Consider the following 14,337-nt stretch of genomic DNA (forward strand, 5'->3'; position numbering starts at 1 on the left):
CCGGCCGGCGCCTGGCACGCCGAGTGGGAGCCGCTGCGGGACCTGCTGCGGCTGACCGGGGGCGCCGCCCGCGCCGCGGCCGAACTGACCGAGGGGCTGCGGGTGCACCCGGAGGCCATGCGCCGGCACCTCGGGCTCACCCGGGGACTGATCGCCGCCGAGCAGCTGTCCGCGCGGCTGACGCCGGTGCTCGGCCGCGCCCGCGCGCGGGACCTGCTGACCCGGCTGGCGCGACAGGCCCGGGAAGAGGACGTCGACCTCACCGAACTCCTCGCCACTGAACCCGAGTTGCTCGGCATCGACCTGGCCCGCGCGGCCGACCCCACGGAGGGCACCGGTGCGGCCGGCGCCCTCACCGACCAGGCTCTGGAGCGACCGTGACCGGCCTCCTCCACCACCGCGTCGAGGGCTCCGAGACGGCTCCCCCGCTGCTGCTCGGCCCCTCCCTCGGCACCTCGTACGCCCTGTGGGACCGGGTGGCGCCCGAGCTGTCCGCCTTCCGCCGGGTGGTGCGCTTCGACCTGCCCGGGCACGGCGGTTCCGCGCCGGAGCTGATCGGTCCCGGCGCGACCGTCGGCGACCTGGCGGGGCTGGTCCTGGACCTCGCCGACGCGCTCGGCCTCGAACGGTTCGGGTACGCGGGGGTCTCGCTCGGCGGTGCGGTGGGACTGCACCTGGCCGTGCATCACCCCGAGCGGCTGACGACGCTGGCCGTCCTCTGCTCCTCGGCCCATTTCGGCGGCGCCCGGCCGTGGGAGGAGCGGGCGGCGCTGGTCCGGCGCGAGGGGCTGGAGGGGCTCGCGGCGGGCGCCGACGCCCGGTGGTTCACCCCCGGGTTCACGGTGCCCCGGTTGGTCCGGGACCACCGCGAGGCCGCCCCGGCGGCGTACGCCGCGTGCTGCGACGCGCTGGCCGCCTTCGACCTGCGGGGCCGCCTGGCGGCGATCACGGCGCCGACCCTCCTCGTCGCGGGCCGGGAGGACCCGGCGACACCGCCGGCCCACCTGCGGGAGATCGCGGACGCGGTGCCCGGCGCCACCCTCGTGGAACTGCCGGGCGCCTCGCACCTCGCCCCGGCCGAACGCCCGGAGGCGGTGCTCACGGCGCTGCGCAGCCACCTCGCGGGGGACGCCGGACGGGGCATGGAGGTGCGGCGCGCGGTGCTGGGCGACGGCCACGTGGACCGGGCGCAGCAGCGTCAGTCTCCGTTCACCGCCCGCTTCCAGGACTTCATCTCGCGCTACGCCTGGGGCGAGATCTGGACCGACCCGACGCTCACCCGCCGCGAACGCAGCATGATTACGCTGACCGCGCTGACCGCGCACGGCCACCACGAGGAACTGGCCCTGCACGTCCGGGCGGCGTTGCGCAACGGGCTCACGCCCGAGGAGATCGGTGCGGTGCTGCTGCAGACGGCCGTGTACTGCGGCGTCCCGGCGGCCAACGCGGCGTTCGCGACGGCACAGCGGGTCCTGTCGGAGGAAGTCCGGGGGGAGGAAGCCCGGGCGGAGGAAGTCCGGGGGGAGAAGAGGCCCGGACCAGGCTTCTGAAGGCGGGGCGGAGGAGAGGCCCGGACCAGGCTTCTGAAGGCGGGGCGTCGCGTGGTCGGCGGTCCGCGTCCGTCTCAGCGGGACGGTACGTGAGCGGCCACGGTGCGCAGTTCGGCCTCCGCGCGGGCGACCAGGCCGTCCGCGCCGCAGGAGCGGGCCAGGGCCAGCCCGCGGGCGAGGTCGGCCTCCGAGCGGGCGAGGGCCCCGTACTCGATACGGGCGGCGGCGTGTTCGTACTGGCAGGGCGAGGACTCCAGGTAGGCGACCGCCTGCCCGGCGAGACGGACCGCGCGCTGGCCGGTCTCGAGGGCCGCCGCCACCCGCAGCGCCTCTCCTATCGCGGTGTCGGTGCCGAAGCGTTCGGCCCGGCGGCGCAGCTCCACGGCGAGCCGGGCGGCGCGTCCCGGGTCCTCGGTGGCCAGGGCGCGGGCGAGGTCGGCGGCCCAGAAGAGGTGCACGGGATTGTGGTGGCCGCGGGCGGTGGCCGCTTTCCCTGCTGCCTCCAGCTCGTTGACGCCGTCCTTGGTGCGGCCCGTCGCGAGCAGCAGGCGCCCACGCACGGAGCGCGGGTCGGGCAGCGCGATGGTGGACGGGTAGGGCGGGGCGAAATCGTGCCGGTCGGCGACCGCCTGCGCCTCGTCGACGTGGCCGCGGGCGAGCAGCGTGTCGATGAGGTTGCAGGTCACCGTCCAGTACAGGGGCAGTCCGCGGCCGACGCGTTCGGCGATGCGCAGGGCCGCCCGCAGGGACGTCTCCGCGGCCTCCAGGCGGCCCCGCCTGCGGTGTCCCAGGCCCACGTAGGCGTGCGCGAGCGCGAGGTGGCCGCCGCTCCAGCCGGCCGACTCGTAGGAGCGCAGCGCCTCGTTGTACATGCTCTCGGCGCGGTCGAGGCGGTCGGTGTAGGCGTAGACACTCGCCAGCATCAGGAGGAGTTCGACGCCCCACTCGGAGTCGGTCCAGCCGAGGCCGGGCGCGAGACGGCCGTTGACCAGGGCCCGGTCGGCGAGTTCGAGGATCTCCTCGGCGTTCTCGCCGCGCATCATGGCGTCGAAGGCGCGCAGGATCAGCAGCGCACGCTCGGAGTTGTCCCGTCCGGTGCAGATGGCGGCGAGCTCGGCCAGGCGCTCGGAGCGGTCGGGCGAGGTGGTCTCCCCCGCGTGGATGCCCTCCCACATGAACTGCACGGCCTGCAGCCGCATCCGGGCCGGTCCTGGTTCCGTCCGGGCGGCCTCCGCCTCGACGGTGCGGACGGCCTCCTCCATCTGGTCGTTGTGCAGCAGCGCCTGGGAGAGGCGGACCACCGCGTCCACCCGCTGGTCGCCGTCGAGCCCCGTCATGCCGAGGGCGGTGCGCAGGTGACCGATGGTGCGCGCGGGGGCGGTGAGGAAGGTGGCGCGGCCGAGTTCGTAGAGCACGCTCGCGTGGACCTCGGGGCGCGGCGGTTCCTCCAGGGCGCGTTCCAGGCAGCGGCGGGCGGCGTCGGGGGCACCGACGGCGAGGTGTTCGCGGGCGGCCTCGCGCAGTTGCGCGACCAGTTCCTCGTCGTCGTCCGGGTGCACCTCCAGCAGGTGGCGGGCGGCGGCCGCCGCGCCGAGCGCGGAGTCGGTGACGATACGGGCCGCGATGCCGTGCATCGCCCGGCGCAGCGCGTCGGGGATGGAGTTGTAGACGGCGGTGGCGATCAGCGGATGGACGAACTCCAGGTCGTGGGGGCCGGAGCGGCCGGTCGCCGGGTCGGGGGTGGTGAGGATGCGGGCGGAGCGCAGCAGTTCGGCGCAGCGGACCGCCTCGTCGGGGTCCAGGGTGGCGAGGCGGGCCACCAGGTCGACCGTGATGTCGCTGCCGAGGATGGCGGCCGCCCAGGCGAAGCGGGTGGCGTCGATGCCGAGCTGTTCCAGGCGGGCGACGAGGCCGCCGCCGCGGGCGGACCGGTTCAGGTCGCGCAGCCGGCCGGCGTGGCCTTCGACGGGCTCCAGTTCACTGTCCTGGACCTTGGCGAGGAGTTCGACGGTCTCGTAGGGGTTGCCGCCGGTGACGGCCCACACCTCGCGGCAGAACGCGGCGTCGGCGGTCTCGCCCAGGGTGGCGCGGGTGAGTCCGGCCGCGGCGGCGGGGGTGAGGGCGCTGAGCGTGGTGGTGGGGCGGTCGGCCGCGGCGGCGACGGCTTCCAGGTGGCGGGCCGCCACCCCGGAGACCTCGCCGGGCCGGCGGGCCACCACGACGAGGACGGACAGGTCCGTCAGTCGTTCGGCGAGCGCGGAGAGCCAGTGCAGGGTCTCCTGGTCGGCCCAGTGCGCGTCGTCGATCAGGAGCACCAGCGGCCAGTCCCGGCGGGCCAGCCGGCTCACGGCGGCGACCAGGCCGTCGCAGACGCTCTGCGGGTCGACGTGCCCGTCGCCGGGCTCCGCTATGCCGAGCGCGGGTCACGCGATGTCGTACCACTCGCCGAGGTACTCACGGGCCTCCTCCGGCAGCATCGACACCAGGGCGGGCTGGAGCAACTGGCGCACCACGTTGAACGGGACGGAGCGCAGCGTCTCGCCGCCCCGGGCCGACCACACCGTGCAGCCGCGCTGTTCGGCGATCCGCCGGGTCTCCGCGAGCAGCGCCGTCTTGCCCAGGCCCGCCTCGCCCCGGAGCACCAGCAGGCTGCCGGAGGACGAACGGTCCGCGCACAGGGTGTCGACCGCCTCCGCGAGCGCGGCGACTTCCTCGTCCCGCTCCCACAGGGGCGCCGAGGCGGCGGCCGTGCGCCGTACCTCCGTCATCCCGCTCCCTCCCCAAGTCGCCCGAACGACGTACTGAACTCGAGCGTAGCGGCCCGGTCGCCGTCACGGTGGCGGGACCGGGCACGTGTTGCCGTGACGGGTGACTCGGGGTACGGGGGTCGACGCATCGGGCCCGCGACCAGCGGTTCGCATGGTCAACAGCTGTCAAGGGGACGGAAGGTGACGATCCGACAGATTCTTGTGGGCGGGCCGTGCGGGGTGGCGCCACCCCGCCCCGGCGAAGGGTCTTCGCGGGGCGGACGGCCCCGGTCCGGCGTCTTCCACGGCGTCGGTCGGCCCGTGCGTCGGGGGCAGCTTGAGGGGGCGCGTATCGGGGCGGCTCGGGGGGCGTGTCGGGGGGCGCGTCGGCTGGATGGCTCGGAGTGCAGGGTCGGATCGGTGGGGGCGGGTCGGCCCGGGGGAGGCGGGTCGGTCCGGGGCGATGGCGCGCGGGAGCCGTCGGCGCCGGGAGTCCTTCCCGAGGGGGCTTCTCATCCCGCTTTCACCGATGCCTCATACGGTGGGGACATGACGCAGGTGACTCCCCCCGGGTGGTACCCCGACCCCGGGCAGACGCAAGACGGACCGCCCACCGAACGCTGGTGGGACGGCAGTGCCTGGACGGACCGGGTCCGCCCGGCGGGGCAGGCCGGCGCCTGGGCTCCGCCCACACCGGCTCCGGGTCCCGGGCCGACGGGAGGCCCGTTCGCGGGTCCGCCGGCACCGTCCGCCGCGCCCTATCCGGTGCACCCCGGCTACCCGGCCCACCCGGTCGCGCCGCCGTCCGGCCGCGGGCGCGGCCTGCGGATCGGTGCTGCCGTGGCCGCCGCAGTGGTGCTGCTCGCGAGCATCGGGGTCGGGGTGTACGTCCTCGTCGACGACGGGGACGGCGGTCCGACCGCGTCGCAGACTCCCCGGGACCGGGACGGCGGGCCCGGCGGTGAGCCGGACGGCGACTCCGGAGGGTCCGGCGGCTCCGACGGGGAGCGGCGTCCGGAGCGGCCGGACGGATCCGAGCCGCCCCGCATCGAGAGCGGATCGGTGACCGACGCGCTGAACGGCATCAGCCTGCCCATCCCCGAGGGCTGGTACGGCCAGGAGATCGGCGCCGGCGCGCACATATCGTCGAAGGACTCCTACAAGTGCCCCGGTGACACGTCCAAGACCTGCGTCAAGGGCGGCGCCTACTCCGCCCCCGCCGTGGCCCTCGGCACCCGGGGCGCCACCGCCGAGGAGGTCGCCAAGGCCGACATCGCCGTGAACGCGGAGGAGTCCTACGGCGGCACGTCCTACGGGAAGATCACCTCGCACGACGTACTGGAGTCGAAGGCCGTCACGGTGGCCGGACAGAAGGGCTATCTGGTGCGCTGGAAGGCGGTCACCAGCAAGGGCTCCGACGGCTACGTCCAGTCGCTCGCCTTCCCCTCGCCCGCCCAGCCGAAGCTGATCGTCGTGGTGCGGGCCGGGGTGGACACCGACCAGAAGGAGACCGTCATCGACCGGATCACCCAGGGCATCGAGGCCGCGAAGGGCGGCAGCGGGGCGGGGCAGGACGTCTGACCCGCACGTCCCCGGACGACGGCCGGGTGGGGCGCCCTTCCGCTCAAAGGGCACCCCACCCGGCCGGGGATGCGCGCCGCCCCCGTCCCCACGGTGCGGCGCGGTCGGGCCGCCGTCCGGTCATCCCGTCGACGGCGTCCCGGGTCCAGGGGGTGTGAGGAGCGGCAGCACCGCCGCCTCCACGAACGCGAGCACGTACTCCGGGTCGGCGTTCCGGCCCTCCAGGACGGGCCGGGCCCGCAGCACGCCGAAGATCTGGGCCGGGACATGGGGCAGGGCCGGATGGCCGGCCGCGACCTCGCCGCGTTCCACACCCCGGCGCAGGATCTCCTCCAGCGAAGCGATCTCCGGGTCGACGAGCGCCTCGCGCAGCGCCCGGGCCAGCTCCGGGTCCTGGGTGACCGCGTGACCGAGCGCCTGGAGCAGCGCGGTGTCCCGCGTGGCCCACTCCCCGGCGAGCCGCGCGGCCGCCCGCAGGTCCCCGGCGAGGCTGCCGGTGTCGATGCCGGCGAACCGGGCCCGGGGGCTGGAGCGCAGGGCGGCGGCGACGAACCGGGGCTTGGTGCCCCACTGCCGGTAGAGCGTGGACTTGCTGCACCGGGTGCTGGCCGCGACGCCCTCCATGGTGACGGCGTCGTAGCCGTGCTCCCGGATCTGGTCCAGCACGGCGTCGAAGAACTCCTGCTCACGCTCGGGCGTGATCTTGGAGCGGCGCGCGGCGGATCCGGACGATTCCGGTCGGCGCGCGGCCTGCGACGTCATCGGTTCGGCTCCTTCGGCTCAGGTCATCGATACGCCAGTGTACCGGTACGGGAGCGTATCGGTACTCGCGCGTATCGATACCTGGCCGTATCGGAACCGGTGCCTATCGGTACCGGAGCGAATCGGTACCGGAGCGAATCGGCGTCCTTCCGGGGCCCCTCCCGGCTCAGACGGCGAGCAGCAGGACGCCGAGGACCAGGAGCACCACCGTCTTGATGACCTCGAGCGCCACGTAGTACAGGTGCGCTGAGGACCTGGGCACCTGCTCTCCGGCCAGGACCCGGTCGGAGCGGCGGTTGAGCCGGGGCCGCACGACGCCCAGCTGGACGGCCAGCACCGCCACCGCCACGGCCGTCGGCACGATCACCCCGGCATCCGGGCCGCCCGTCGCCACGGCGACCACGACGACGACCGCGAGCGCCGCCTCGGCGATATTGAGGGCGCGGAACACGATGCGGCCGATGCCGAGCCCCAGCGGGATGGTCACCCCCGGGGCCCGGAACTTCAGGGGCGCCTCCAGGAAGGAGATCGCCAGGACCATGCCGAGCCACACGAAGACGGCGGCCCCGGCCACCGCTGCTGACGTCGAGTTCACTTCCGTACTGCTCCTTCTTTGCTCCCGGGCGCACCTCGCCCCGGCGCCGCCGGGCCTCGGGGCCGTGACCCCGTACGGCCCCGGAGCAGGGAGCGGGCGCGACCGGTCCTAGGGGACGGGGGCGAGATGGGCGACGCACACGTCCGGTTCCGCGAACGGCTCCAGCCGGACGGCGGCGACGGGGGCGCGCTGCTGCTCCAACGCGCCCTGCATGAGGCCTAGATGGAGCGGGCAGACGATCTCCCCGTACTCCTCGGCGAGTTCGAGGAAGGGACAGTGCCGCAACAGGACGCGACCGGCTTCCGCCCCATCGGCCGCCCCGCCGTCATCGGCATCGGCGTCGACGTGGGCGTGTACGGGGGTATCGGCATCGGCGGTCGCGGTCGGGTCCGCCGGCCGGTCCGGCGGGCCGTGCACGGGTGCCGGGTCGAAGCCGAGGTCGGCGAGGAGGCCGGTGAGGCGCTCGACGGCCTCGCGGGCCTCCACGGTGCGGAACGGCGGGACGGGGGGCAGGAGATGCCCGCCCCAGGCCCGGCCCGCTTCGACGGCGGCCGTCTCGGCGTCCGCCTCGTCCGAGGCCAGACGGCTCAGCAGGATCCGGGCCAGCAGCAGGTACTCGCGCTGCCCTCCCCGGTCCATGCCGCGGCGGGGCGCGTAGACGGTGCGGGGCCGGCCCCGGCCGGACGAGGGTTCCGTGATCCCCTCCACCGCACCGCTCGTCACGAGTGCGTCCAGGTGGAAGCGGACCGTGTTCGCGTGGACCCCGATCCGCGCGGCGATGTCACCGACCCCGAGCGGCCCGTCGGCCTCGCGCAACACCTCCAGTACGGCCCGGCGGCGAGGGCTCGCCGGGGCGGCTGCGCGGTCATGCTCCACGGCGGTTCACTCCTGCCCGTTCTGCGGCGGGAGGGCGGCGATCAGCGGATGATCCCGCTCGATCAGCCCCAGCTTCGAGGCACCGCCGGGGGAACCGAGGTCGTCGAAGAACTCGATGTTGGCCCGGTGGTAGTCCTTCCACTCGGCCGGGGTGTCGTCCTCGTAGAAGATCGCCTCGACGGGGCAGACCGGCTCGCACGCGCCGCAGTCCACGCATTCGTCGGGGTGGATGTAGAGGGAACGCTGCCCCTCGTAGATGCAGTCGACGGGGCATTCCTCGACGCACGCCTTGTCCTTCACGTCGACGCAGGGCTGTGCGATCACGTAGGTCACGGCGGCCTCCTCCATGAATTTCCCCAAATTCTACATGGAGAAATAGTGGCAGCCGTGACCGGGGCCGGACCTGGAGGCCTCCCGGCTCTGCCGGCCCAGCGAGGAGAAGGGAGCGGCGGTCAGTCCGCGGCGGGGACCACCCGCAGGTGGGTGGCACCGCGTCGGGCACCGCGCCCCCGGGCGGCGGCGGCCGGGCGGCGCGCGTCCCGCAGGACCAGGGTGAGGCGCGTGCACCCCAGGTCGTCGAGGGTCGGAGTCGTCTCGACGACGATCCGGCAGTCCGTGGCACCCCAGCGCGGGTCGGGGTGGATCAGCGGCCGCACGGACCCGTCGTGCTCGGCGGCCCCCTCCCCCACCACCCGCAGCCAGTGCGGCACCCCGTGCCGGTAGGCGACCTCCATGATGGGGTCCTGCTCGATCTCGCGGCGGATCGCCTGGAGACCGGGGTCGGGGGCGCAGCGCTCGACGGTCCGGGCGAAGTGGGCGAGCATCGGCAGACACCAGCTCGCCTCGTGCTCGCCGAGCACGGTGGCGGCGTCCGGGTGGAACAGGACGAACCGGAGGAAGTTGTCGTCGGGCATGGCGGTCGGGTGCGCCTCGACCTGCCGGAAAAGTGACCGGAAAGGACCGTTGGACAGCAGCACGTCCCAACGGCGGTCGACGACCAGGGACGGGAAGGGGACCGCCTCCAGGAAGGCGGCGTAGTCCGCCAGATAGGCCCGAGCCTCGGGAGTGTCGGGGACGAGCCGCGGTACCTGCCGCTGCCCTCCTGCTGCCTGATGTGCCATCGGGAGGTCACCCCTCTTGCCTGTGCGGCCCTGACGCGGCGCCCCGATCCTGCTGCCCGCCGCCCGAGCATGTCAACTATCGTGGCATTCCATGCCCGTTGACGGCTGAAATTGGCCACAGTTGTGGCGAGACCTGGATGTGAGTTCGAACCACCGGCTAGTCTCCGTGAAGTTCACGGCGACGGGTTGTGAGAAGCCTGTGAGAGACGTAGGAGATCTGTCGGTGACGGGTGGCTTCGAGGGTCCGGACACCGCGCCGACGACCGCGCTGCCGGCCGTCGTCGCCCGCGTCGCCGCACTCGCCGACCGGCTCGGCGTTCCGCACGGCGAGGTCTTCGACATCGGCCGGCTGTCCGCCGCCTCCGGGGTGCCGGAGAGCGTGGTCAAGGCCCTGCTGAGCGGGCGCCCCGCCGGCGAGCGCGACGTGCAGGCCCGGTTCGTGCAGCGCCTGGACCTGCTGCGCCGCACCCGGCTCAAGCCGAACGGCCGCAAGTACACCCAGCAGGAGATCGCCGACGGCGCGGGCATGTCCCGTCAGCAGGCCGGCGCCCTCATCAACGGGGACCGGCGGCCCACCATGGAGCACTGCGACGCCATCCAGCGGTTCTTCCGGGTGCACGCCGGTTTCCTCACGGCGGAGGACCCGGAGGCGCTGGCGGGCGCTCTGCAGCACACCGAGCAGGAACTGCTCCAGAAGCTGGCCGACCGGGAGCGGGCGTCGGCCGCCGCCGCCGACGACGACCCGCTGGAGCGGCTGCTGCAGGACCACGGCGTGCGCGGGATCGCCTGGCGGGCCGCCCAGCTGCCCACCGACCAGCACCGGGACAAGGTCGCGGAGTGGCTGGACATGCTCCTGGAAAGCGTCAAGCGACCCGAGTCGTGACCTGGGGAGAACTGTGGGCATCGGTAGGGAAATGCGCCGTCTGTGCGGCGAGTTGGTCGCAGAGCTGACGCTTCCGGTCCCAGCGCGGCCCGCCGATCTCTACGGCGCGCTGTGCGCGGCGATGAGCCGGCGCCGCGGGCGTCCGGTGCAGTTCCGCATGGCCGCGTTCCCGCCCGGCACGGCGAGCGGGCTGTGGCTCGACATGGCGGACCGGGACCTGGTCGTGATCGAGGAACGCACCGCCCCCGCCCATCAGTTGGTGATCCTGGGGCACGAGCTGTGGCACATGAAGGCCGGTCACCGCGGCCACCACGTGGCGGGCGCCGGGGTGGCGACCCGCCTGCTGGACGACGACCCGGACGAGGAGGCCCTGACCGCGACGGTCATGAGGGTCGCCGCCCGGACCCGGTTCGATCTGGCCGACGAGAAGGAGGCGGAGGCGTTCGGCCTTCTCCTGGCCAGCAAGTGCCGTACGTGGCTGGCGGGTTCGTCCCTGCGGGGCCCGGTGCAGCGGGACCATCTGGCGGGCCGGATCGAGGCGTCCCTGGGATACCTGGGGCCGAAGGGCTGAGCCGGGGCGAACGCCGGCGGCCCGAGGTCCGGGGCCCGGGCGCGGCATCCATGCCCAGGACCCGGGCGCGGCATCCATGCCCAGGACTCAGGCGCGGCATCCATGCCCAGGACCCGAGGGCCGCACCGAGCCCGGGGCTCAAGCGCCGGCACGGATGCCCGGCCCAGGGGCGGCAGCGATGGGCGTGCGGGAAGGCGCGCTCCGGCGTGTGAGCCCCGGCCGCCCGCTGTCCGGTGCTCGACGGTCTCCGCCGGGCGGGCGAATCGACGTGCGGCGAGGCCCGATTGTCAGTGGTGGGCGGCAAGCTGGAGGTGCGCTCCGCCCTGCGGGGTGCGGGACCCACGATCACGACACGGGGAGAGCCGAGCGATGCCGACCGCTGTACTGACCGACCGCGAGCGCACCGCCGTCCAGGCCTATCTGCGCCTGCTGCACACGGTGCGCGCCACCCTCGACACGCGCACCAGCCCCGACGCGGTGCGGCCCCCCGTCGTGCCGCCCTCGGTGCTGGCGGAGGCGGAGGCCGCCCTCGCCCAGGCCGGTCTGAGCGGCAACGAGGAGGAGTTCTTCCGCATGCTGCGGGAGTGGTGCCCCGAGCCGTGACGCGGCGCCCGGCCGCCCCGGCGCCGGGGCGGCCGGCCTCGGCGGCGGACGACGCGGAGAGGGACGGCGACGCGGGCGGCGGGGCTGCCCGCCGGCCCACAACTCGTCGTGGTTCAGGTGTGCGGCACGGCGACCGCCGTGGCGACCAGGCCGCGACCGGTCGTCCAACGGCCCTCGAAGCACCCCACGGTCCGCCCGCCCACCCGGGGCCCGGGCACGAGCAGCTCGGCGCGGAAGCCGCCGCGCGTGCGCTCGCCCGGGTCCGGGAAGAGGTCGATGTCGGCCTCCATGAAGTCGAGCCACCTGCCGGTGAGGGGGAACCAGGCCTTGTAGACGGCCTCCTTGGCGCTGAACAGCAGCCGGTCCCAGTGCACTTCGGGACGCTCCCCGATCAGCCGGCCGATCCGCGCCGCCTCCTGCGGCAGGGACACGGAGGACAACACGCCCTCGGGCAGCGGCCCGTGCACCTCGGCGTCGATCCCCACGGACGCCAGATCAGCGGCCCGGACGAGGGCGGCGGCGCAGTAGCCCGCGCAGTGCGTCATGCTGCCCGTCAGCCCGGAGGGCCACCGGGGCGCGCCGCGCTCACCGGGCACCAGGGGCTGCGCGGGCACGCCGAGCCGCTCCATCGCGCGGCGGGCGCAGGACCGTACGGCGGTGAACTCCCGGCGGCGCTTGTCGACCGCGCGCGCCATGTACGCCGCCTCCTGCGGGTACAGCGGGGCGTCGGCGCCGTCCTCGCCGTAGGACTCCACGGCGACCACGGCGGGCGGCAGCAGGTCCCCGATCACCGGTCGCCCTCCGGCGCGGGGACGATCCGGCGCAGCCGGCCCGGCGGCCGGTTCCGGGTGCGCCACTCGCGGGGGTAGCCCACCGACACCTCCTCGAAGCGGACGCCGTCGCGCCGGGTGCTCCGGGGGATGTGCAGGTGCCCGTAGACCATGGTGTGCACGGGGTATCTGCGGTGCCAGTCGTCGGTCAGCGTGGTCCCGCACCACATGGCGAACTCGGGGTGGCGCAGCACGTCCGTCGGATGCCGGTGCAGCGGATAGTGGTTGACGAGGACCACGGGCAGGTCTGCGGGCAGGTCCGCGAGCCGCCGTTCGGTGGCGGCGACGCGCGCGCGGCACCACTCGTCCCGCCCGGCGTAGGGGTCGGGGTGCAGCAGATGCTCGTCGGTGCAGACGATGCCGGTGCCGTGGGCGTACTCCAGGCCCTCGGCCATGGTGCTGCAGCCGGCCGGCAGGAACGAGTAGTCGTACAGCAGGAACAGCGGGGCGACGGCCACCGGTCCGCCGGGCCCCCGCCACACCGGGTAGGGGTCCTCGGGGGTGACCACGCCGAGTTCGCGGCAGCGGTCGACGAGATGCTCGTAGCGGGCGGCGCCGCGCAGGGTCACGGCGTCCCTGGGATGCGTCCACAGTTCGTGGTTGCCGGGCGCCCACACGACCTTCGCGAACCGGCCCGCGAGGGTCTTCAGCGCCCAGGCGATGTCGTCGACGGTCTCCGCCACGTCACCGGCCACGAGCAGCCAGTCGTCGTCCGACGCCGGCCGCATCCCCTCCACCAGCGCGCGGTTCTCCGCGTACCCGATGTGCAGGTCGCTGATGGCCCACACCTGTCCCCCGCCGCCGTCCGCCGACGTCACCCGTGTCTCCCCCTCGGTCAGCCCCCCCGCGGCCCGCCCCGCGGACCCCCGTACTCCTCCACGAGATCACATCCGTTTGCGGGGGACAAGGGTGACTTGTCCCGCGCGACGGCGCTGACCGGCGCTTTCGGCCGCGCCGCACGCCCGGCGCGGGCCTCCGCCGGGCCCGTGACACACGCGTTGCACGTTTGCGGCCGCTGAAGCCGTATGATGCGCCCGACACCACCGCGGCGAACGGTCCTTCGCACAGAGCGGTCCGGTGACCCTCCACACCTCCTGCCCGGGCACGGGCCGCTCGGCCCTGCCCGCGAACCGTGAAAGGCGGCATGCATGGTCTCCTGCGTACGCGTCTGGCTCAACCGCACGTACGCGGAGAACGTGTTCTTCATGGATCAGCTGAGGCGGAATCCGGGCAACCGGGCCGTCGAGATCCATGCCACCCACGGTGATCCCGACTCGCCCGTGCTGGCCGCCGCCGACACCGCGGACCTGGAGCCCGAGGGCCTGTCCCCGGCCGCGTACGTGGAGTACGCGCTCGCCCAGTGCGAGTGGCGCGGCATCGACGTGTTCGTGCCGCGGCTGCACCAGGCGGCGATCGTGGCGCACCGGGCGGAGTTCGAGGCGGTCGGCACCGCCCTGCTGGCACCGCCGCCCGAGGCGGTGGCCGTCTTCCAGGACAAGGTGATCGCCTACGAGGCGGTCCAGGCGCTCGGGGTGCCCGTGCCGCCGTGGTGGCGGGTCCGCTCGGCCGACGAACTGGCCTGCGCCGTCGAGGAGTTGGAGGCTCGCGGGCATCGCGCCTGCTTCAAGCCGGCGTCCGGCGCGGGCGGGGTCGGCTTCCGCGTGATCACCCGAGCCCCGTACTCGCTCGCGCAGTTGAACGGCTTCCCCAGCCCGTACGTGCCCTACGACCTGGTCCTGGACGCGGTGCGGGAGGCGGAGGAGCCGGTGGACTGGCTGGTGATGCCGCAGCTGGGACAGCCGGAGGTGTCGGTGGACTGCCTCACCGGGACCGACGACCGGGTCCGCCTGGCCGTCGGCCGGACGAAGAACGGGCGGCGCCGGGGCTTCACCCTGCACGAGCAGTGGCTGGAGCCGGCCCGGCGCATCGCGGAGGGCTTCGGGCTCCACCACCTGTCCAACATCCAGTTCCGCATGTTCGGCGAGCGGCCCGTGCTGATGGACGTCAACACCCGCCCGGCGGGCGGGCTGCACCAGCTGTCGCTGTGCGGCGTCAACGCACCCTGGGCCGCGGTCCGGCTGGCGCTCGGCGACGACCCGGGGGTCATGACACCGCCGTTCCTGGGCCAGGACTACAGCGTGGTGGCCGGCCCCCGCCCGCTGCGCCCGGTGGGCATGCCGGGCCGGCGCGCCGGACTGCCGGCGCAGCCGCCCGCGCC

The 14,337-nt window shown here is 74.5% G+C and carries 13 protein-coding genes and 2 pseudogenes; 7 read left to right on the forward strand and 8 right to left on the reverse strand.

The window, feature by feature from the left end; genetic code table 11:
* Together G3I53_RS30605 and pcaD are read left to right on the forward strand one after the other, a co-directional pair.
* Positions 1–381 (forward strand): annotated as a pseudogene (locus G3I53_RS30605) (3-carboxy-cis,cis-muconate cycloisomerase); the annotation flags it as partial.
* Entirely contained in the window at positions 378–1,550 is a 1,173-nt protein-coding gene (pcaD, locus tag G3I53_RS30610; protein ID WP_164438985.1) for a 3-oxoadipate enol-lactonase, read from the forward strand. The pseudogene G3I53_RS30605 and the gene pcaD, both read left to right, overlap by 4 nt.
* A gap of 74 nt (positions 1,551–1,624) precedes the next feature.
* Here pcaD and G3I53_RS30615 read toward each other — a convergent pair.
* Positions 1,625–4,318, reverse strand: a pseudogene (locus tag G3I53_RS30615) (AAA family ATPase).
* A 528-nt stretch (positions 4,319–4,846) separates the two neighbouring features.
* Here G3I53_RS30615 and G3I53_RS30620 point away from each other — a divergent pair.
* On the forward strand, positions 4,847–5,878 hold the full coding sequence (locus tag G3I53_RS30620; RefSeq protein ID WP_164438986.1) for a DUF2510 domain-containing protein: 1,032 nt from the start codon (positions 4,847–4,849) through the stop codon (positions 5,876–5,878).
* A gap of 120 nt (positions 5,879–5,998) precedes the next feature.
* Here the strand turns inward: G3I53_RS30620 and G3I53_RS30625 are convergent, their stop codons facing one another.
* The 5 genes from G3I53_RS30625 to G3I53_RS30645 form a co-directional block, all read right to left on the reverse strand.
* Positions 5,999–6,640 carry a TetR/AcrR family transcriptional regulator gene (locus tag G3I53_RS30625; protein WP_164338404.1) on the reverse strand — a complete coding sequence of 214 codons (642 nt, stop codon included), beginning with the start codon at positions 6,638–6,640 and terminating at the stop codon, positions 5,999–6,001.
* Between the two features lie 166 nt (positions 6,641–6,806).
* The gene (locus tag G3I53_RS30630; RefSeq protein WP_164338405.1) at positions 6,807–7,235 is read right to left on the reverse strand and encodes a hypothetical protein; all 429 of its coding nucleotides are present in this window, start codon (positions 7,233–7,235) and stop codon (positions 6,807–6,809) included.
* A 108-nt stretch (positions 7,236–7,343) separates the two neighbouring features.
* Positions 7,344–8,111 carry a helix-turn-helix domain-containing protein gene (locus tag G3I53_RS30635; protein WP_164338406.1) on the reverse strand — a complete coding sequence of 256 codons (768 nt, stop codon included), beginning with the start codon at positions 8,109–8,111 and terminating at the stop codon, positions 7,344–7,346.
* Positions 8,112–8,117: 6 nt separating this feature from the next.
* Positions 8,118–8,444 (reverse strand): ferredoxin, encoded by a 327-nt coding sequence (gene fdxA / locus G3I53_RS30640; RefSeq protein ID WP_164338407.1) that lies wholly within the window; start codon positions 8,442–8,444, stop codon positions 8,118–8,120.
* A 119-nt stretch (positions 8,445–8,563) separates the two neighbouring features.
* The gene (locus G3I53_RS30645; RefSeq protein ID WP_164338408.1) at positions 8,564–9,232 is read right to left on the reverse strand and encodes a hypothetical protein; all 669 of its coding nucleotides are present in this window, start codon (positions 9,230–9,232) and stop codon (positions 8,564–8,566) included.
* Between the two features lie 223 nt (positions 9,233–9,455).
* Here G3I53_RS30645 and G3I53_RS30650 point away from each other — a divergent pair, with 223 nt between their 5' ends.
* The 3 genes from G3I53_RS30650 to G3I53_RS30660 all read left to right on the forward strand — a co-directional run bounded on the left by G3I53_RS30650 (position 9,456) and on the right by G3I53_RS30660 (position 11,289).
* Positions 9,456–10,115, forward strand: a complete 660-nt coding sequence (locus G3I53_RS30650; RefSeq protein WP_164338409.1) for a helix-turn-helix transcriptional regulator — start codon at positions 9,456–9,458, stop codon at positions 10,113–10,115.
* Between the two features lie 31 nt (positions 10,116–10,146).
* Positions 10,147–10,686 (forward strand): toxin-antitoxin system, toxin component, encoded by a 540-nt coding sequence (locus tag G3I53_RS30655; protein WP_164338410.1) that lies wholly within the window; start codon positions 10,147–10,149, stop codon positions 10,684–10,686.
* 369 nt (positions 10,687–11,055) lie between these two features.
* Complete coding sequence (locus G3I53_RS30660) at positions 11,056–11,289, forward strand: hypothetical protein (protein ID WP_164338411.1); 234 nt, start codon at positions 11,056–11,058, stop codon at positions 11,287–11,289.
* 113 nt (positions 11,290–11,402) lie between these two features.
* Here G3I53_RS30660 and G3I53_RS30665 read toward each other — a convergent pair whose 3' ends face one another.
* Positions 11,403–12,080, reverse strand: a complete 678-nt coding sequence (locus G3I53_RS30665) for a 4'-phosphopantetheinyl transferase superfamily protein (protein WP_164334540.1) — start codon at positions 12,078–12,080, stop codon at positions 11,403–11,405.
* Complete coding sequence (locus G3I53_RS30670) at positions 12,077–12,937, reverse strand: metallophosphoesterase (RefSeq protein WP_164334541.1); 861 nt, start codon at positions 12,935–12,937, stop codon at positions 12,077–12,079. The genes G3I53_RS30665 and G3I53_RS30670 overlap by 4 nt, the downstream gene beginning before the upstream one ends.
* Before the next feature lie 330 nt (positions 12,938–13,267).
* On the opposite strand from G3I53_RS30670, the gene G3I53_RS30675 reads away from it, so the two are divergent.
* The coding region (locus G3I53_RS30675) for an ATP-grasp domain-containing protein (RefSeq protein ID WP_164438987.1) at positions 13,268–14,337 on the forward strand (1,070 nt) is incomplete at its 3' end.

This window comes from Streptomyces sp. SID14436, from assembly GCF_010548465.1.
Lineage (GTDB): Bacteria > Actinomycetota > Actinomycetes > Streptomycetales > Streptomycetaceae > Streptomyces.

Excerpts from the sequence above, each read along its gene's own strand:
- G3I53_RS30620 (WP_164438986.1), top strand. The coding sequence starts at position 4,847 with ATGACGCAGGTGACTCCCCCCGGGTGGTACCCCGACCCCGGGCAGACG.
- G3I53_RS30625 (WP_164338404.1), bottom strand. The coding sequence starts at position 6,640 with ATGACGTCGCAGGCCGCGCGCCGACCGGAATCGTCCGGATCCGCCGCG.
- G3I53_RS30645 (WP_164338408.1), bottom strand. The coding sequence starts at position 9,232 with ATGGCACATCAGGCAGCAGGAGGGCAGCGGCAGGTACCGCGGCTCGTC.
- G3I53_RS30655 (WP_164338410.1), top strand. The coding sequence starts at position 10,147 with ATGCGCCGTCTGTGCGGCGAGTTGGTCGCAGAGCTGACGCTTCCGGTC.
- G3I53_RS30660 (WP_164338411.1), top strand. The coding sequence starts at position 11,056 with ATGCCGACCGCTGTACTGACCGACCGCGAGCGCACCGCCGTCCAGGCC.